This is a genomic window from Calothrix sp. CCY 0018 (assembly GCF_963920925.1).
GTDB lineage: Bacteria > Cyanobacteriota > Cyanobacteriia > Cyanobacteriales > Nostocaceae > Rivularia.
This window is the reverse complement of record NZ_CAWUDI010000039.1, coordinates 13,354-32,461: the sequence shown is the minus strand read 5'-3', so window position 1 is coordinate 32,461 and position 19,108 is coordinate 13,354. Positions and strand designations below refer to the sequence as shown.

Annotated in this window: 13 protein-coding genes; 10 read left to right on the top strand and 3 right to left on the bottom strand. The window is 38.4% G+C overall.

The annotated features are described in order from the left end of the window. Positions 1–12 precede the first annotated feature (12 nt). Positions 13–1,653, bottom strand: a complete 1,641-nt coding sequence (locus ACM03V_RS24900) for a CTP synthase (protein WP_414623486.1) — start codon at positions 1,651–1,653, stop codon at positions 13–15. An 88-nt stretch (positions 1,654–1,741) separates the two neighbouring features. On the opposite strand from ACM03V_RS24900, the gene ACM03V_RS24895 reads away from it, so the two are divergent. From ACM03V_RS24895 to ACM03V_RS24855, 9 genes are all read left to right on the top strand, one after another. Beyond that, positions 1,742–3,511, top strand: a complete 1,770-nt coding sequence (locus tag ACM03V_RS24895) for an N-acetylmuramoyl-L-alanine amidase (RefSeq protein WP_414623485.1) — start codon at positions 1,742–1,744, stop codon at positions 3,509–3,511. A gap of 1,607 nt (positions 3,512–5,118) precedes the next feature. Further along, on the top strand, positions 5,119–5,886 hold the full coding sequence (locus ACM03V_RS24890; RefSeq protein WP_414623522.1) for a WecB/TagA/CpsF family glycosyltransferase: 768 nt from the start codon (positions 5,119–5,121) through the stop codon (positions 5,884–5,886). A 152-nt stretch (positions 5,887–6,038) separates the two neighbouring features. Continuing rightward, complete coding sequence (locus ACM03V_RS24885; RefSeq protein WP_414623484.1) at positions 6,039–8,222, top strand: GumC family protein; 2,184 nt, start codon at positions 6,039–6,041, stop codon at positions 8,220–8,222. A 223-nt stretch (positions 8,223–8,445) separates the two neighbouring features. Further along, entirely contained in the window at positions 8,446–9,072 is a 627-nt protein-coding gene (locus ACM03V_RS24880) for a serine O-acetyltransferase (RefSeq protein ID WP_414623483.1), read from the top strand. Between the two features lie 171 nt (positions 9,073–9,243). Next, on the top strand, positions 9,244–10,449 hold the full coding sequence (locus ACM03V_RS24875) for a glycosyltransferase family 2 protein (RefSeq protein WP_414623482.1): 1,206 nt from the start codon (positions 9,244–9,246) through the stop codon (positions 10,447–10,449). A 53-nt stretch (positions 10,450–10,502) separates the two neighbouring features. After that, positions 10,503–11,810, top strand: a complete 1,308-nt coding sequence (locus ACM03V_RS24870; RefSeq protein ID WP_414623481.1) for an O-antigen ligase family protein — start codon at positions 10,503–10,505, stop codon at positions 11,808–11,810. Between the two features lie 5 nt (positions 11,811–11,815). Beyond that, positions 11,816–12,031, top strand: a complete 216-nt coding sequence (locus tag ACM03V_RS24865; protein ID WP_414623480.1) for a hypothetical protein — start codon at positions 11,816–11,818, stop codon at positions 12,029–12,031. 104 nt (positions 12,032–12,135) lie between these two features. After that, on the top strand, positions 12,136–13,137 hold the full coding sequence (locus ACM03V_RS24860; protein WP_414623479.1) for a glycosyltransferase family 2 protein: 1,002 nt from the start codon (positions 12,136–12,138) through the stop codon (positions 13,135–13,137). 158 nt (positions 13,138–13,295) lie between these two features. Further along, the gene (locus ACM03V_RS24855) at positions 13,296–14,540 is read left to right on the top strand and encodes a Gfo/Idh/MocA family protein (protein WP_414623478.1); all 1,245 of its coding nucleotides are present in this window, start codon (positions 13,296–13,298) and stop codon (positions 14,538–14,540) included. Between the two features lie 10 nt (positions 14,541–14,550). Here the strand turns inward: ACM03V_RS24855 and ACM03V_RS24850 are convergent, their stop codons facing one another. Continuing rightward, the gene (locus ACM03V_RS24850; protein ID WP_414623477.1) at positions 14,551–15,819 is read right to left on the bottom strand and encodes a glycosyltransferase; all 1,269 of its coding nucleotides are present in this window, start codon (positions 15,817–15,819) and stop codon (positions 14,551–14,553) included. 138 nt (positions 15,820–15,957) lie between these two features. Beyond that, complete coding sequence (locus ACM03V_RS24845; protein WP_414623476.1) at positions 15,958–16,995, bottom strand: NAD-dependent epimerase/dehydratase family protein; 1,038 nt, start codon at positions 16,993–16,995, stop codon at positions 15,958–15,960. 582 nt (positions 16,996–17,577) lie between these two features. Here ACM03V_RS24845 and ACM03V_RS24840 point away from each other — a divergent pair. Continuing rightward, positions 17,578–18,918, top strand: a complete 1,341-nt coding sequence (locus ACM03V_RS24840) for an oligosaccharide flippase family protein (RefSeq protein WP_414623475.1) — start codon at positions 17,578–17,580, stop codon at positions 18,916–18,918. Positions 18,919–19,108 lie beyond the last annotated feature (190 nt).

Genomic DNA, 19,108 nt, shown 5'->3' with positions numbered 1-19,108 from the left:
AATACTCTGGAATCACAACACTTGAGCGGCGGGTGCTATTAACCCATCACGTTCGCACGAATAAGTAATAGCTGCTTCTACTAAACCTTGAAATAGAGGATGCGATCCGTTGGGACGCGATAAGAATTCTGGATGAAATTGACAAGCAATAAAGAAGGGATGTTCGGGTAGTTCAACCATTTCTACTAATTTTCCGTCGGGGGAAGTTCCGCCAATTAAATAGCCAGATTCTAAGAACAATTTCCGGTAAGCGTTATTGAATTCATAACGATGGCGGTGTCTTTCGTAGGTAATATCTTCACGGTATAGCTTAAAGGCAAGAGTATTGGGGACAATATGGCAGGGATATACACCCAAGCGCATTGTGCCACCCAAATCAACGACATCCTGTTGTTCTGGCAGCAGGTTAATAACTGGATTAACGCTGTTTTCGTCAAATTCGGCGCTGTGAGCATTTTTGAGTTTGGCGACGTTTCTTGCCCATTCAATCACGCAGCATTGCATTCCCAAACATAAACCGAGGAATGGTATTTGCCGTTCGCGAGCGTATTTGATCGCGGCTATTTTTCCATCCACTCCACGAGAACCAAAACCTCCAGGTACGACGATCGCATCTACTCCCTTGAGGTGCATTTCTGGTGGTTCGCTTTCTAATTCTTCCGAATTTATCCAGCGTATGTGTAGTTCTCCGCGAGTAGCGATCGCCGCGTGACGAAGTGCTTCGACTACCGAAATATAAGCATCGCTTAACTGGACATATTTACCTACTATGGCTATTTCTATGCGATGCTGAGGATTGTACATCCGTTTGACTAAAGTCTGCCACTGCTGTAAATCTGGTGGCTGCTTTGTCATTTGCAGCAAGGAAAGCGTTTGAGTAGCCAATCCTTCTTGCTCTAAAATCAACGGTACTTCGTAAATACTTTTAGCGTCGATACAAGGAATTACGCATTCAACTGGCACGTCGCAAAATGCCGAAAGTTTTTCTTTTATTCCTTCTGGTAGTTGACGGTCGCATCGACAAACCAGTATATCTGGTTGAATGCCAATAGACCTTAATTCTTTAACTGAATGCTGGGTCGGTTTGGTTTTCATTTCTCCAGCAGAAGCAATCCACGGTATCAATGTTACGTGCATATACAGCACGTTTTGCCGTCCTACTTCTTTACGAAACTGACGAATTGCTTCTAAAAATGGTAGAGATTCAATATCGCCTACCGTTCCGCCAATTTCAGTGATTACTACGTCGGGATTAGTATTTTGAGCAACGCGAGTAATGCGATCTTTAATTTCGTTGGTAATATGGGGAATTACCTGTACGGTACCGCCGTTATAGTCGCCGCGCCGCTCTCGGTTAATCACCGATTGGTAAATCGAACCAGTTGTAACGCTGTTGAGACGGGACATAGAAGTGTCGGTAAAACGTTCGTAATGTCCCAAATCTAAATCGGTTTCAGCGCCATCATGAGTAACGAAAACTTCACCATGTTGAAAAGGACTCATGGTTCCTGGGTCAACATTAATATATGGGTCTAGTTTAAGAATCGATACCGAATAATCACGCGATTTTAGCAATCGTCCCAGACTAGCTGCTACAATTCCTTTACCGATACTAGAAACTACGCCACCAGTAACAAATACGAACTTCGTCATACAATTTTTCAGTTTCAAGCAACTTATAAAAATTACATCCCGTCTTGTGCCAGAGTAAATGTTGAGATTTTTGTTGTAAACCACAGACGTGAAACCACTTTTAGGATTAGTAGTATTAGCTTCAGTCGCAACTCCCAACTTAGCTTGGGCACAAGAACAACCCTTGAAAGTGGTTTATCCCCCGACAAACCACAAAACAACCTCAGATAAAATCTTTTTCATCGGTACGGCTCCACCAACCGGACAAGTTCTAATAAATGGTAAGCCAATCAAAAGATCCGAATCCGGTCATTTTGCACCCAGCTTTCCCCTACAAATAGGAGAGAACACATTTACAATACGCCATAAAGACCAAGAAATTCAGATTATTGTTACCAGAACCGATAACTCTTTGAGCGTGCCCCAAGGGTTAGCCTTTACGAAAGATTCTCTAAGTCCAGAAGTTGATATTGCTCGACTTCCAGGAGAACTTATTTGTTTTAGCGCGATCGCACCTCTAAGCGCTACAGTATCCGTGAATTTGGGTGAAAATAAACGGGTTCCTCTTTTGCTACAACCACCGCAGGCACAGTTACCTAGTAACTTAGCGGCTTTAACAGGAACCAATCAACCTCAAAATGCTACAAACAGCAAATATTCTGGCTGTACCACAGTAGAAGCTACGATGCAAGCAATACCAGAATATCAACTAACGCTTAAAGGCGAAACAATAACTCAAAAAGCCCCTGGAAAAATTACCGTTTTAGAACCAAGCAATTTGCCGGTTGTGGAAGTAAATGCTGAGTTTGGTGTGGCTCGCACCGGTCCCTCTACTAATTATTCTAGACTAACCCCATTACCCAGGGGTACCCGTTCGGCTGTAACGGGAAAGACTGGTGAGTGGTTGCGTTTGGACTATGGAGCTTGGATTAAAAGTTCGGAAACTGTTGCTTTAGCCAACGCCATTGTTCCCAGTACGATTATTCGCAGCGTTGCTTCGAGCCAATCCAAAGATGCAACTTTGGTCAGTTTTCCTTTGCAAACTCCCGTTCCCGTAACCGTCAAGCAGGAGTCGGACAAATTTACTTTGACGCTGCACAATACTACTGCCCAAACGGACACTATTCCATTTAATGACAACCCATTTGTATCGCGCCTGGATTGGCAGCAAATACCTCCATCCCCAGGAGGAAATTCAACTGCGGTGCAATATATTTTTAATTTGAAGAAAAATCAACAGTGGGGATACAAGTTGGGATATGAAGGCACGACTTTAAAGTTAAAGCTGCGACATCCTCCCGAGTTACCTCGCAGCAGACGCAAACCTTTATCTGGAATCAAGATTTTAATAGATCCTGGGCATGGTGGTGAAGAATCGGGAGCTACCGGGCCAACAGGTTTACCAGAAAAAGATGTAAATTTAACTGTATCCAAGCTCTTACGGGAAGAATTGGTCGAAAAAGGGGCTACGGTGGTGATGACGCGCGAAGTTGATAAATTTGTATCTTTGGAGGATCGCCAAAAGATAATTGCCCAAGAAGAACCTACCTTAGCGCTGTCGGTTCATTACAATGCTCTTCCCGATTTCGGCGATGCGGAAAATACCAAGGGCGTAGGAATGTTTTGGTACCATCCTCAAGCTCATAGTTTGGCGGTATATCTACATAACTATTTAGTTGAAAAACTAGATAGACCTTCTTATGGCGTATTTTGGAATAACTTAGCGCTAACTCGTCCCGAAGCAGCACCTTCATTATTGTTAGAGTTGGGTTTCATGAGCAACCCCGAAGAGTTTGAATGGGTGAGCAATCCCAAGCAGCAGAAAAAGTTAGCGGGAACTCTTGCTGATGGTATTGTCAAGTGGTTGAAAAGTAATTGAAAACAAGGAAGTTGATTGCAGTATTTTTTTGAGGTGTGGGCTTTTACTTTGTTCGTGAGAATGAGATTAAAGCCCATACTAAGTTTTTCTAACCGTTGACAACTAAGTAAAATGATCCTGTGGATTTAGATTTATCCAAATATGTCTAACTATGGGTGGATTTACTTAGCTTGTGCAAAGGGTAAATTTATATAAGTAATTTTATCGGCGCTACAGGTTTATTGTCAGTAACTCAGCCAATACGGGGTCTGAGCGAGTATTCGTTCAGAAAGCTGACCAGACTAAGTACCCACAAAGAGTGGCTACTACATTTAGGAGAAAGTTTAAGAACACACCTTGGGATGCTCGCCAGTTCCAAGCTCTGTAACCGGGGGATTAAACAGATGTACCTGAGTTAAGCCAGTGTTTCCCGGACGTGCTGCTCCTAAATTTTGTCGAGGCTAACATAACCATTCTGCGGACTAACCATCCATAAAAAAAAGAAAAACGGCAACGGTGGTTAAAACCACACGCGGCGTTTTTCCACGAGCGCTTTAAAAAGCGTGAGTTTCCAAACTACCGAGATTTTCTTATGATTGTTTTTTTTGATTGCTCTTGATTACTATGTATTGCGATCGCGATATGAGAAAGTAATCAGTAGAAAGAGAAATTCCTCAAATTAATAATCCTATAGTTATTAGAAATCAATATAACTTGATAATTTTTTATTAGGAAGAGTTTCTAATAATTATCGGTAGCCCATAGCATTTTTACTTGATTTATGCAATTTAACGGTGCTGAGCTTGTATATTCAGCCAGGAGCATACCGATGTGAATTTAACTTAAATATAGGGGAAATTACGATGGGATGCCTTAAAAGCGATCCTTATTATTTCCGAATACCGATCTTTTTTACGAGTTTTCACGGTAGCTTTACAATTTCTTTACTATAGAGCATGGCTTCTACACATTAACTTTACAATAATTGGTTTAAATTATTCCAATTAAAGTTATATTAAAGTTTGTGAGCAGAAAAATGAAGAAATACAAATAAACCGTTATAATTTGCCTCGATTTAAATTATTTCAAAAAAATGCTTTTGATTTAAATGCTTTTGGATGAGTGTTAGACGAAGATTTTAAGGCAGTTATAATACCGCACCTCAAAGTACGGTAGTACGATCAATCCTTAAAACTCTAGATCGATAAAAGCTATGTAATATTGCCACGGCGTATCTACTGAAAAACTCAAACATTTATTACGCATATGTAGTCTAAGACACTTGTACATATTTACGTATAAAATGGAACATGGAAATGGAATTGCATTAGATACCGCTTTGGTAAGATATTGCTTGACGCTCACAGATAGCTTTAGCCTTGCTTGAAAGATAAGCAGGGATTATGTCACTCGAGGGGGCTGTAAGTTGATTAATGCCATAGGTCGTTTTGTAGAGGAGTACGGCTTATCGGCGTATAGAAACGTATGAAAAAAAATACTCAGATTACAAGGGTGGCTCTTGGCTTATTCTATAGTCTGATTTGAGTTTCCTTAATTATTGACCTCCCCTGGCTAGTCATTGATAGACACTTTATTTTAAACGTAGTAGTGCTGTTTGGATGCAGGTAATGACACAGGTGCAGTTGCTGAACGTAAACATTAACAACGTCGCGATGAGCGACTTATTAGATAAGTTGCAAGGTGGTGGTCTTGTTGTTACCCCTAACGTGGACCACCTGATGAAATTGCAGCGAGATTCCGATTTTTATGGAGTTTATCAAGAAGCAGAATACAGAGTTTGCGACAGTAAAATACTGATGTATGTATCTCGTTTTTTAGGAACGCCCATTATTGAGAAAATTTCGGGTTCTGATTTGTTCCCAGCGTTTTATACTTATTATAGAAACGATCGAAGTATAAAAATATTTTTGTTGGGTGCCGAAGACGGAATTGCTGAAATTGCTCGAAGAAATATCAATTTTAAGGTGGGTAGAAATATAATTATTGATACTTACTCACCTCCCTTTGGCTTTGAAAAAGATCAAGAAGAATGTGAAAAAATTCTGAGACTAATAAATTCCTCTAATGCAACAGTTTTAGCAATTGGAGTAGGCGCTCCCAAACAAGAAATGTGGGTTGCAAAACATAGAAAATATTTACGCTCTGTCAAGATATTCTTGGCGATCGGTGCAACGATTGACTTTGAGGCAGGACATATTAAACGTTGTCCTAAATGGATGAGCGAAGTTGGTTTGGAGTGGCTATATAGACTTTGGTGCGAACCGAAGCGGCTTTGGAAAAGATATATTCTAGATGCACTTCCATTCATTTATTTAATATTCAAGCAACGGCTTAAAATATATAAAAATCCTTGGTCAAAAGTCAAACGCAATTGAAGTACAACTATTCTGTTTGGTGTTAGAAGTTTTAAGAGAATGTCGAAATAGTTTGTACTTCTCTTAAAAGTACATCAAGTAATAAGAGTTAGTATTTATCAAAATATTTTTGTGCTATTTATAAAAGTAAACATACGCGATTATTACGAACTATGGAAAATCACAACTATCCAGAAGAGATAGATTTACAGAAATATCTGTTAGTTTTAAAACGTCGTTGGCTGGTAGCAACTGGAGTTTTTGCAACGTTTGCTGGTTTAGCTCTGTTTGCGGTGTCAGTTCAAGAATCTGCTTACGAAGCTAGTGGAAAACTACTGTTTCAATCGAATCGTACATCATCTTTAACAGGAGCAGGAGAAAAAATAGGCGATTTAGAAGCTTTAAAACGCGAGTTTAATCCTTTGGATACTCAAGCTTTATTAGTTGAATCAACATCGCTTAAAGAACAAGTAATTGATGCTCTTGATTTAAAAACCGAAAACGGCGAACCTTTGAGTCCGGGATCGATTAACCTTCAAGCAAGTTCAGTTTTGGGTACTGATGTATTAAAAATAACTTATGCTTCGGAAAAACCTGAATTGGCAAAAAAAATAGTCAATCAGGCAATGAAATCTTTTATACAAAATAATATTGGCATTAACCGTTTAGAAGCGAGAACAGCAGGTAGGTTTATTCAAAATCAAATTCCGGACGCGCTAAGAATCTTAGAACAAAAAGCGGAAAACTTGCGTCGGTTTAAATCTAAAAATCAAATTATTGATTTGCAACAGGAAACATCCGGTACAGTTTCAACAATAAACAAGTTAAATGATGAATTAAGTCTAGCTCGTTCTGAATTAGCAGATATGCAGGCAAGGGAAACTGAATTACGCAGTCAATTAAAATTACCTGAAAATTTGGCTGTAGATATTACTTCTTCTCAAGTTCCAGCAGTGCAAGAGGTATTACAACAGTTACAAAAAGTTCAATCAGATTTAGCAACATTAGTTACTAGATATACCGAATCACATCCAGAAATAATTGATTTAAAACAGAAAGAGACAGCCTTAAAAGCTTTATTAACACAAAGAACTGGAGAAGTTTTAGGCTATCAGCCCTTTATTGCACCCAGTAAATTGCAGATGGGGAGAATCAAGCAAGACTTGACTGCCGAGTTGATAGAAATACAGGCCCAACGCTTAGGTGTAGGACAAAAAATAGTAGCTTTAGAAAAACAAAGAAATTTATTCAAAGAAAGGGCTGATATTCTACCAAATTTGGAAAAACAGCTAAAAGAGCGAGAGCGTCAGGTAGATGTAGCACGAGCAAGCTTAGAAAACTTGAGTACGAGGTTGCAGGAGATTAGAGTTGCAGAAAATCAAACTGTAGGTAACGCTCGGATCATCGAATATGCTGACGTTTATCCAAGCCCCACAGCAGCGAAAAAGAAAATGGGGATTACCGCAGGTGGTGTATTCGCAGGCTTACTACTTGGTGTAGCGGCTGCATTCTTTGTCGATCTAATTGATAGAAGACTGAAGACGGTTAAAGAAGCAGAGGCATTATTTGGATATACTGTTTTGGGTTTTATTCCCAAATTTGAAGTTAGTGATAATACAGTTACTTCTGAAGAATATTCCAGCAATGCCTCCCAAAGGGTGATAGTTGCAACATCTCCGCGCACTGTGATTCACGAAGCTTATCAAATGCTTCAGGCTAATTTAAAGTTTATTAGCTTAGATAAAAAAATTCGCTCAATTGCCATAACGAGTTCTGTCGCTCAAGAAGGTAAAACCGAAGTCGCGGCTAATTTAGCCGCAGTAACTGCTCAGGTAGGGCGACGGGTACTATTGGTTGATGCAGATATGTACAACCCATCCCAGCATCATATATGGGGTTTAATTAACTCTATCGGTTTAAGTAACGTGATGGTTGGCGAAAACGATTTTGAGAATGCAGTACAAAAAATAACTAATAATTTATCTGTATTAACAGCAGGGGTGATGCCTCCTAATCCTTTAGCGTTAATCGATTCAGAACGTATGACCAACTTTATCGAAATGCTCTCTGAAAAATATGATTGTATAATTTTTGATGCTCCTGCTTTAGTTGGAACCCCAGACGCGGCCGTGTTATCGCAAATGGTAGATGGAGCCTTGGTTGTGGTTAGACCAGGATTAGTGAATTCAGCGAGCGCTAGTGCTGCTCACTCTTTGCTGGAAAGGTCTGAAGCAAATGTTTTAGGAATTGTTGCTAATGGTGTAAATGTCAAGTACGAGCCGAATAATTATTTTTATTCCAACACTCAATCAGAATCTAGCGTTGAAAGAGTTGATGCGAAGGTGCGTTCTTCTTAGATTTAGGAGTTAGCAGGAGCGCAGTTAAAGGTAAAGTAAATTGTAGCTTCTCAACTACGGATCTATGAGCCGTCTATCAAAATTAATGTGGTGCAAAAACTGGTCTGTTTGATTAATCTTGATGAGATTGTAGTAAAGGATGGATCGCCCTTTCCTGACTACGAAGCTTCTTAAAACTAATGAAACGTACCACTAATACCCGATCAATAATTGAAATTGAACTATGAATGCGCACCTAGACGAAATAACAAATAAGCAAACCGCGCTAACTAATGATTTGAGTTTGTGGGAGCAGTTAAAGGAAGACTGGATTGCTCACGGAAGAGATTGGACAAGACCGGGATTTAGAGCCGTTGCAGTTCATCGCTTTGGAGTTTGGCGGATGAAAATTAAGCCCAAACTTTTACGATCGCCCTTGAGTCTTTTGTATAAAATGATGTATCATAAGGTGCGTAATACTTACGGAATTGAAATACCATACACGGTTAAATTAGGGCGACGGGTAGTTATTGAACATCAAAGTGGGATTGTAGTTCATGGATACTGTACGATTGGCGATGATTCGATTATTCGTCAGGGTGTAACTTTAGGAAATCGCTATTTAGAGCGTCCTTTTGATGCCCCGAAGTTGGGGAAAAGGATAAATGTAGGAGCGGGAGCGAAAATTTTTGGCGACGTTTCAATTGGAGATGGAGCAAATATTGGAGCCAATGCTGTTGTTTTAAAGGATGTACCCGCAGGAACAACCGCAGTGGGTATACCCGCGTCTATTATTAATTCTGAAAAATTTAGTCAAGTATCTGCTCAATTACAAAACGGCTTCACGGGAAAAGACTCAGTTAATCCTTAGAACTAATCAAAATCCTGAGATAAAAATCTGTTGCTTAAAAAGGTGAATAAAAATTTAGCAATTTAACCACAATGGCTATACCTGCGCTTATTCTCACTTTTGTCAAGTCTCATAAATCAGCTACTCGAACTCAAATGATTGGAAAGTAAAAAAAGTCGGAGGATCTAAATAATGATAACTGGGTGCCTTAATAGTATTTTATTAGTTATTGCTGGTGGATTATTGATTATATGCAGCATACTTTTTATTGAAACTATTGCTGGACTGTTACCTGTTACCAAAGGTACGAGCAAGCAGTCAGAGCAAGCTAAAAAAATCAAATTCAAAATTTTAATTCCCGCTCACAACGAAGAAGTTGTGATTGATTCGACGCTAAATGATTTAAAAGCAAAGTTAAATAATTCGCAGAATATAGTAGTGGTTGCGGATAATTGTACCGATGCAACCGCAGAAATTGCTCGCTCTAATGGAGTTCAAGTTATCGAGCGTCGCGAACCCAATCTTAGAGGTAAAGGTTATGCTCTCGATTATGGCTTGAATTATCTCAAGTCCGAACCACCCGATGTAGTAGTTTTTGTTGATGCAGACTGTAAGGTTTCTCAAGGTGCGATCGAGCAATTAATCTATAAAGCAGCGTCTGCGGTTAGGCCGGTACAAGCGACTTATTTAATGGCGAAATCCAACAATTCTAGCCCTAAAGCATCGGTATCAGCATTTGCGTTCAAGGTGAAAAATTTGGTTCGTCCTTATGGGTTAAGTCGATTAGGACAAGCTTGTTTATTAACTGGAACGGGAATGGCTTTTCCTTGGAAAGTAATTAATTCAGTAGATATAGCAAACAGCCATATTGTTGAAGATATGAAGTTGGGTTTCGATTTGAGCATAGCTGGTTATCCACCGATGTTTTGCCCTCAGTCAAATGTGACTGGATATTTACCGCAAGAGATGCAAGCGGCTAAAGGACAAAGAACGAGATGGGAGCATGGACATTTAGAAACTTTATTAACTTACGTTCCCCTGTTATTAAAAGCAGCGCTGAAACAAAAACGATTCGATTTATTTGTCAGTGCTTTAGATTTGTGCATACCGCCATTATCTTTACTTGTAATTGCTTGGTTGGGAGCAACAACTTTTTCATTTGTGACGGGATTCTTATTAGGAATATGGACTCCAGCCATTGTTTTAAGTTTAGCGGGAAGCTTACTTTTGCTAGCGATATTATTTGCTTGGGCTAAATTCGGACGTTCCGATTTACCTTTTTTACAGATGTTGTCAATTCCTTTTTATATTTTGTGGAAAATTCCGCTTTATTTCCAGTTTTTGGTTAAACGTCAGAAAACATGGGTTCGGACTAAACGAGATTCTGCAAATGTTTAAAACCCCCAAATCATTTTTATAATTCTTCTCCCTCTATTGTCTAGCTAATAAAAATGAATTTAAAAAATATAGAACCAGTCGAAAAAATTTTTAGTGTTTTAGCTTTAACCTTTTTTACTGGAGGACTATTGTTAGGAGGAAATCAAGGTTCGATTCCACCAACTCCAGGACTGATTCCCACATATATTGTTACTTTAATTAGATATTTGATTTGGTTCGGTTCAACTGTTTTACTTTTACTTCGGTGGAGAAACACTTTAGCGGTAGCTTCCAGAGATTTAGTGCTATGGATATTAGTAGCATTAATTTTGCTATCGTACATTTGGTCGAATTTACCAAGTTACACTCTTCTTGGGGGACGCGAAGTATGGCAAATGACTACATTCGCACTGTATTTTGCTTCGCGCTATAGCTTAAAAGAACAGGTAAGATTAGTTGCTTGGACTTTTGGTATAGGCTCTGTATTTAGTTTAATTTTCGCTTTGGGATTTCCTTCGATTGGTAAACACGGAGCCGATCATCCCGGCTCTTGGAAAGGAATTTACGATTATAAAAATACTTTAGGTAGCATGATGCTAATTGGTTCGTTAGCATTTTTTCTGCTACCTGTAGATAATCCTAAAAGAAAATTTTTAAAATGGTTGGGGCTTTGTTTGCCTTTATCGGTAATCGTACTTTCTACTTCTAAAACAGCAATTGTTGTTTGTTTTTTGCTGGCTGTAATGTTGATTTTTTATCGCGCTTTTCGCTGGCAAGGAAAAATATCTGTTATCTACTTAGACTTAACAGTATTAGTTGTAGGAATTGTTGGGACTTTTGTTTTAACTAACTGGACAGCACTTTTAGGAAGTATGGGAAAAGACCCGACTCTAACAGGAAGAACGCTAATGTGGGATATGATAATTAAGTTTATTACGGACAAGCCCTTTCTAGGTTATGGTCGTGGAGCATTTTGGGCACCAGGTACAGGGTATCCGGCAATTGTTGGCGGTACCCTTTCACATCGATTTGTTGCACCTCACGGTCATAATGGCTATCTCGACTTTGCCCTGGATGTGGGTTTAATCGGCTTAGGATTATTTTTATTTTGTTTTATCAACGCTTTCATTAAAGCATTGAAAAGAGCTTATGCTGCAAAAAGTCCTGAAGAAATTTGGCCGCTCGCTTTTCTTTTGTTCCTGGGTATGAATAACATTATGGAAAGTTATCTCTTGCGTTTGGCTAACATTTATTGGGTTTTATTCGTGGCGACTGTTCTTTCTGTTCCCCAGATAGTGCCAAAACATTTTCCTAATAAAACTCCGGATAAAGCCTTCAAAAGTGCAAAATCAAAGCGTAAATATAGTCACTATAGGTATTAGCTATTTTGTTTCAGGTAAATAGCAACTATTTAGATCGGCATAACTTACAAAAATCATGGGAGAAGGAATTACCAGTTTGGACGGAGATGGTTAGGGGTACAAGAGTGCTTTCAAGAAATCGGATGCGCGAACTGTTTCCCGATAGCAAGTTTTATATAGAACGAAAATTATTACTAGAAAAGTCTTACGCTGCTTACAAACCTTGGAAAGCTGACACTTGATTTTTAAATAACACAGAGACGGTACGATCGCTGTCTTTAACTTATAATCCTTTTCAATTATTCTTTAAATTGATTTAATAAATAGATTGCAGGAGAGAATTTCGATGAATTCAATTGGGGTAGTTGTAATCGGAAGAAATGAAGGAAAACGTCTCAAAGAGTGTTTATTATCAGTAATTGGTGAAAGCAAAACCGTTGTTTATGTTGATTCTGGTTCTACCGATGGAAGTGTAGAATTAGCTATAAGCTTGGGTGTAAATGTTGTTGAGCTAGATTTATCGGTTCCTTTTACTGCTGCCCGTGCGAGAAATGCGGGTTTTGAATATCTATTAGAAGTGGAACACAAAGTTGATTTCGTTCAATTTGTTGATGGAGACTGTTTAGTAGCAAAGGGATGGTTAGAAAAAGCAACCACTATATTGAATGCTGAACCCGAAGTTGTCGTAGTTTGCGGTAGAAGACGCGAAGAATTTCCTGCAAACTCTATTTACAATCGCTTATGCGATATCGAATGGGATACTCCTGTGGGTGAAGCTAAAGCTTGCGGTGGTGATGCGATGATGCGTGTTTCTGCTTTGAAGCAGGTTGGAGGGTTTAATCCTACTTTAATTGCTGGAGAAGAACCGGAATTATGCGTGCGGTTGCGTCAAGCTGGCGGCAAAATTATGCGTATAGATGCTGAAATGACTTTACACGATGCCCAAATTATGCATCTTAAACAGTGGTGGAAGCGTTCGATTCGTAACGGTCATGCTTATGCTGAAGGTGCTTTTATGCACGGACGACCTCCGGAAAAGCACTGGGTGAGAGAAAGTCGCAGAATTTGGGTTTGGGGTTTAATATTACCATTTTTAGCAATTGCTAGCGCCTGGGTAACTAAGGGGATAAGTATAATCCTGCTTTTCTTAGCTTATAGTTTATTATTCTTTCGCGTTTATAAATATGTAAAAACAAAAGAAATTACTTCCTCAGATGCATTGCTCTATAGTTTGTTTTGTGTGTTAGATAAATTTCCCGGACTTATAGGTCAGATTAAGTTTCATCTATCTCGATTATTAGGAAAGAAGCGCACCATTGTCGAATATAAAAGTGCGTCAGTTAGTTAGGAGTTGGGAGTTAGGAGTTAAGGATTAAGTAGCAAGTAGTGAAAAACATTCCGTTTTCTCCCACCCTTTGTTACCTGTTGCCTATCAGGATCGAGAATCAAACCGGAACAAAACAGTAAATAGTATTTAGTCAGAAAAAAGAAAAGAAAAAAAAGTCTATGCTGCTAAAAAATGTGTTTAAGATTTCTAACTTAGTTAGAAAGCCAGATTTATTATTTTTTAAAGATTCAACATCTTCAGCTAACCGAAATGGTAAGAAAAATAATTTATCCTACAAATCTATTGCTATTGTTGGTTGCGGTTTTGTTGCTGATTATTACCTGAAAACTACGGAGATGCATCCGCAATTAAAACTTGTGGGGGTAATGGATAAAATTGGCGATCGCGCCTTGAAGTTCGCCGAATATCATAATGTCGATCGCGTTTATGATTCCCTCGCCGATATTCTTGAGGATAATACGGTCGATATAGTATTAAATTTAACTAACCCCCGCAGTCATTACGAGGTTTCTAAAGCTTGTTTGCAAGCTGGTAAACACGTTTATTCTGAAAAACCTTTTGCGATGGAAATGACTCAAGCGTCTGAGCTTGTAGATATTGCTTCATCGAAGGGTTTGTACCTTTCCTCGGCACCATGCAGCTTGTTAAGCGAAACCGCACAAACGGTATGGAAAGCATTGCGAGAAGATAAAGTCGGAAAAGTCCGCTTAGTCTATGCCGAAATGGATGATGGGTTAGTCCATCAAATGCCCTATGAAAAGTGGTTGAGCGAATCCGGTACGCCTTGGCCTTACAAAGATGAATTTGAAGTCGGCTGTACGTTAGAACACGCAGGCTACTATGTAAACTGGCTTACTGCTTTCTTTGGTCCTGCGGAGACTGTTTCTGCTTTTTCATCCTGTGTAGTTCCAGATAAACATACTAATATAGCCTTGGATGTCGATGCTCCAGATTTTTCAGTAGCTTGTATTAAATTTGCTTCTGGTGTAGTTGCCAGATTAACCTGTAGTATCGTTGCTCCTCACGACCATTCTTTAAAAATTATTGGCGATGGCGGTATCCTTGGCATTGAAGATTGCTGGTATTATGGAACACCCGTTTATATTCGGCGAAGTATTACTATAGGACGTAAAAGACTCGAAGGTATTTGGAAGCAAAACTATCCTTTAGTCAAGAAAGCGCCTAAATTTGGATATAGAGGGGCACAGCAAATGGATTTCTGTCGGGGTGTTGCAGAAATGGCTGATGCAATCATAGAAAACCGTCCTTGTAGACTCTCATCAAAATTTTCCCTGCATAATAACGAACTTGTTTTAGCAATCCAAAACTCCTTAGAAACGGGTTCTGCCTATAGGATGACAACTTCTTTTGAACCTATGGAGCCTATGGATTGGGCTAAGTAGAAGACAATTATCAGTTATCAGTTATCAATTGTTCATCATTTATTGCTAATTGTTCATTGTTAACTGATAATTGTTCATTGTTTATTGCTTTACTCATGACTTGATAGAGTTTTTCAGCTTCGAGATTTATATTAAATTCTTTCTCTACTTTGTTTCTTCCTGCGGTACCGAATTTAGTTCTTAATTCGGCATCGTTGAGTAGTTTTTCGATGCTTTGGGTTAACGAAACTGTGTCGCCAGGAGGTACTATATAACCGCTAACGCCATCTTCTACTAATTCGCTGATTCCGGCAATTTGTGGGGCAACTACAGGTACTCCTGCTGCCATTGCTTCCATTAAAACTACAGGTACTCCTTCGGCAAAGCTGGATGAAACAAATACATCCGCTTCTTCAAAGTATTTACGTACTTCTGCTTGTGATTTATAGCCTACAAATTTTACATTGTCACTCAAACCTAAATCGGCAGTCATTTGCTCTAAATAAGTGCGATCGCTACCGTCACCAATTACTGTTAAAATCACATCTGGATGGTGTTGTTTTAAAGAAACTAAACTTTCTAAAAGTATCGGTAAACCTTTAACAACAGTTAGTCTAGCGATATATATCAACCGTTTCCCTTGTCCTTGGTGAGATACAAGTTTAAATAATGCCGGGTCGATACCGCAGTGAACTATATGCATTTTGTTCCATTTTTCTATGGATGAAAATATCATTCCCTGACTGCGACAATAGTTACTAATACAACTTATAAATAAGGCTCTGTTTATTTTTTCATCTAGTCTCCAATGATACGGCTGAAAGAAAATATACGGACCGTGTAAGGTGAAGCTATAACTAAAACCTCCTAACTCTGCTGCTAACATCGCAACGCTACAGCTAGAATCTCCGAAATGGTTGTGTAAATGCGGGATTTTTCTTTGTTTGATTTCTTGAGCGAGAATACCAGCTTCTAAAAAATAGAATAATTGATAGAGATTTCCGCGCAATCCATGTATTCTAGTTGACCACGCTAATTTAAGTGCCTGAAAATATCTTTTTGGCGAACCTATAAATAAATTAAAATGCGAACGCGCTAATTTAACAGGTTTTGGAGGAAGAATATAAAAAGTTTGATTTCGTTCTTGTTTTTGTTCTTCTCCTACCATATGTTCTTCGCCAGTCGGACGCACGGAAAATGTGTGTATTTCAGCACCTTGTAGTCGAAGAGCGGCAACTTCACGTTGAATAAAAGTATCTGTAGCTCTGGGGTATTCTCCGGTTAAATAAGCAATACGCATATCGGAATTTTGGATTTTAGATTTTAGATTTTGACAACGGATGCTTTTGTTTTAGATTTTAGATTGAAAGAGTGAGGAGTTAGGAGTTAATTCTTTAACCTTCCCCATCTCCCCATCACCCCATCTCCCCATCTCTCACTAAGATGCAACACCCGTCTTATTCGCTGCATCTGAAAGTAAATCCACATCGCTACAGCTACGTTTTAAAGCTTGATCTAAAGAGTATAAGGGTTGCCAATCTAATATTTGCTGGGCGTTTTCATTGCTGTAGCGAAATGGTTTGAAGCGGGCTTCTAATTTTGCTGGTACTAAGATACCGGGTAGTTTCATTTTTCCGAACAGCAATACGTTGTTAAATAACCAAGCGCTACGAGATAACAAGCGCATTGCAGTCCAATCTATGCCAATTGTGGAAGGCTGACGCGGTAAAAGTTTTATAATTTTATCGGCATAAACTTTTGAGGAAGGTAAATCATTATCGACAATATTCAAAGTCTTACCGATCGCTTCAAACCTGACACAAGCGTTAACTATTGCTGTCGCACAATTTTCTACATAAGTAAGGGGAAGCTGAGCGTTTCCACCGATGCGAATCCACAAACGGTTTTTTAGATTTACGCCTAAATGAGCATTCCATAAATTGTTTCTTCCGTAAACTATCCCCGGACGGAGAATAGTGACTTCTCCCCGATTTTTCTGTTCAAAATCTCGAAACAGACTTTCTTGAATCAGTTTGGTTTGGGCATAAACGTCTCTATCTAAAGGCTGACTTTCAATGGGTGAATCTTCATTGATAATTCCGCCATTGGGTATATGCAAGTAATCGAAGACGCTAAACGTACTTATGGCTACTAACCGCTTGACATTTAACTCTAGCATTGCTCTTAATAAATTTTCGGTAGCGATAACGGTATTTGCATACTGCGTGTCGTAGTTACCCTGTTTGGCTGCGGCTAAATGCACTACAGCATCTATATCTTTTAAAGCATCTTCAAATCCAACCGATTGGGTTAAATTTATGCGTATTAATTCTAAATTATCAGAATTGCGCCAAGATAGACGTTTTTCATTGCTAGTATGTCTTATTGCCGCACGTACTTGATACCCGCATCGTAATGCTTCGGCAACTACATATTTTCCTAAGAAACCAGATGCTCCTGTAATCAGTAATTTCATATTTTAACAGCCTCTTCCTTCCCCAACTTGACTTTACGACTTAATTTGATCAATGGCTTTTCGATTAATTCATCCATAATTACAGCTATAACTGTGTCTAATTAGCAAGAATCTTTACAATAACTTTGAAAAAACCTTTTTTAATACATCAAAAATTTATAATCTAAGTATAATGATTGATTTTACTTTGAAAAAATATTATATGATTGTTTCAAATGTTTAAAGATTATGTAAATATAGTTAAGTAGCTCAGAGTGAATAAATACATAATTGCTTGCATAGATTTTGAGTAAAATTGTTAATAATTTATCGCTATATGTAACCGTTGTATTTTGATGCCGATATATTAACCCTAATAATCAATAGATTAGTGGTTTCAGTTTTATTTATATAAAAATTAGAGTAGTGTTTCCTTGACTATTTTTCGCATTAGTTAGAAGCTTTAATTCGATGGTTGTATGAAGAAAGTAAAATTTGATTCGCGATATTGCCTGAATGGCAACAATAAAAATGCGACATTGACTACCTTGGTTAAATAATTCAGCTTCATTCATTAGATTTGCACGGGTATTTTATACATTTATGACATCATTAAAAAAGCGTGCTTACCAGGGTGCAATCTGGACGATTGCAGGTTATGGAATGAGTCAGGTTGTTCGCTTCGGTGGCAATTTGATTTTGACTCGCTTATTAGTTCCAGAATTTTTTGGTTTGATGGCTGTTGTCAATACGTTGAGAATAGGTATAGAGTTATTTTCTGATATCGGTATTTCTCAAAGTATTGTTAATAGCAAACGTGGGGATGAGACAGCTTTTTTAAATACTGCTTGGACGTTACAAATAATTCGTGGTTGGATAATTTGGTTGTTTTGTCTGATTTTGACATTGCCAGTTGCTTCATTTTACGAAGAAGAACGTTTGCTTTGGTTGATACCAATTGTCGGTTTATCTTCGGTGTTCGATGGGTTTAGTTCGGTTAGTATTTTAACCTTAATGCGTCGGATGGATTTAGGTAAATCAACTTTATTTGAATTGAGCGTACAGGTATTTACTTTAGTATGCTTAATAGCCTGGGCTTGGTTTAGTCCGAGTATTTGGGCTTTAGCATTTGGAGTTGCAATTGGGGCTATATATAAAATGTTCGGGAGCCATTTTTTAATACCCGGATATCGAAATCGTTTTGCTTGGGATAAGGATGCAGTTAAAGAGATTCTCTCTTTTGGTAAATGGATGTTTATGTCATCAGCCTTAATGTTTGCATCCGAACAAAGCGATCGCTTAATTTTGGCTAAGTTACTTTCTTTCCAAATGTTAGGGGTTTATACAATAGCTTATACCTTGGCTAATTTACCCCGTCAAGTTATCAAACAACTTAGCTATAAAGTCATTTTTCCTACGATTTCTAATCAAACCGAACTTCCCCGAGAAACCCTTAGAGCCAAAATTATTAGTCAGCGTAGATTCTTACTAATAGGTTGTGCTGTAGTGTTAGCAACTTTAGTAACTGTAGGCGATTTAGTTATCGGTACGCTTTACGATGAAAGATATACCCAAGCAACATGGATGATGCCGATTCTATCGGCTGGTATTTGGTTTTCCTTGTTATTTTATACAATTAGTCCTGCTTTATTAGCAATTGGCAAACCTTTGTATTTAGCTCAGAGTAATTTAGCTCGGTTTGTGATGATTGGGTTAGGATTACCTTTAGCTTACTATAGCTTTGGTTTAATTGGCGCAATAATCGTCATAGCCATTAGCGATTTACCTTTATACTTTGTCAATTTATATGGACTTTGGCAGGAAAAACTTTCTTGTATTGCCCAAGATATTCAAACAACCATCCTTTATTTAGCAATCTTGGCGTTGTTTTTATATATCAGATATTCTTTGGGTTTTGGATTCCCTATTCAAATAAATACTTAACTGTATAAGCAAGTGGCGCAACCCGTAGGGCAGTAGAAATAAGGAAATGAGGCTTAAAAGCATTATTGTTACATAGGTATATTTTTTGATGGCGATTTACTTAAGTATTAATTCTTAATATAGGTTAAACTCCATCTAAAAAAAAATCATTAAAATTTAAACTAAGCATTATCTAATTTATTGCGATAAA

Bases quoted from the DNA above. Each gene is read 5' to 3' on its own strand.
- ACM03V_RS24900 (WP_414623486.1), bottom strand. From the start codon at position 1,653: ATGACGAAGTTCGTATTTGTTACTGGTGGCGTAGTTTCTAGTATCGGT.
- ACM03V_RS24890 (WP_414623522.1), top strand. From the start codon at position 5,119: ATGACACAGGTGCAGTTGCTGAACGTAAACATTAACAACGTCGCGATG.
- ACM03V_RS24885 (WP_414623484.1), top strand. From the start codon at position 6,039: ATGGAAAATCACAACTATCCAGAAGAGATAGATTTACAGAAATATCTG.
- ACM03V_RS24880 (WP_414623483.1), top strand. From the start codon at position 8,446: ATGAATGCGCACCTAGACGAAATAACAAATAAGCAAACCGCGCTAACT.
- ACM03V_RS24875 (WP_414623482.1), top strand. From the start codon at position 9,244: ATGATAACTGGGTGCCTTAATAGTATTTTATTAGTTATTGCTGGTGGA.
- ACM03V_RS24870 (WP_414623481.1), top strand. From the start codon at position 10,503: ATGAATTTAAAAAATATAGAACCAGTCGAAAAAATTTTTAGTGTTTTA.
- ACM03V_RS24860 (WP_414623479.1), top strand. From the start codon at position 12,136: ATGAATTCAATTGGGGTAGTTGTAATCGGAAGAAATGAAGGAAAACGT.
- ACM03V_RS24855 (WP_414623478.1), top strand. From the start codon at position 13,296: ATGCTGCTAAAAAATGTGTTTAAGATTTCTAACTTAGTTAGAAAGCCA.
- ACM03V_RS24850 (WP_414623477.1), bottom strand. From the start codon at position 15,819: ATGCGTATTGCTTATTTAACCGGAGAATACCCCAGAGCTACAGATACT.
- ACM03V_RS24845 (WP_414623476.1), bottom strand. From the start codon at position 16,995: ATGAAATTACTGATTACAGGAGCATCTGGTTTCTTAGGAAAATATGTA.
- ACM03V_RS24840 (WP_414623475.1), top strand. From the start codon at position 17,578: ATGACATCATTAAAAAAGCGTGCTTACCAGGGTGCAATCTGGACGATT.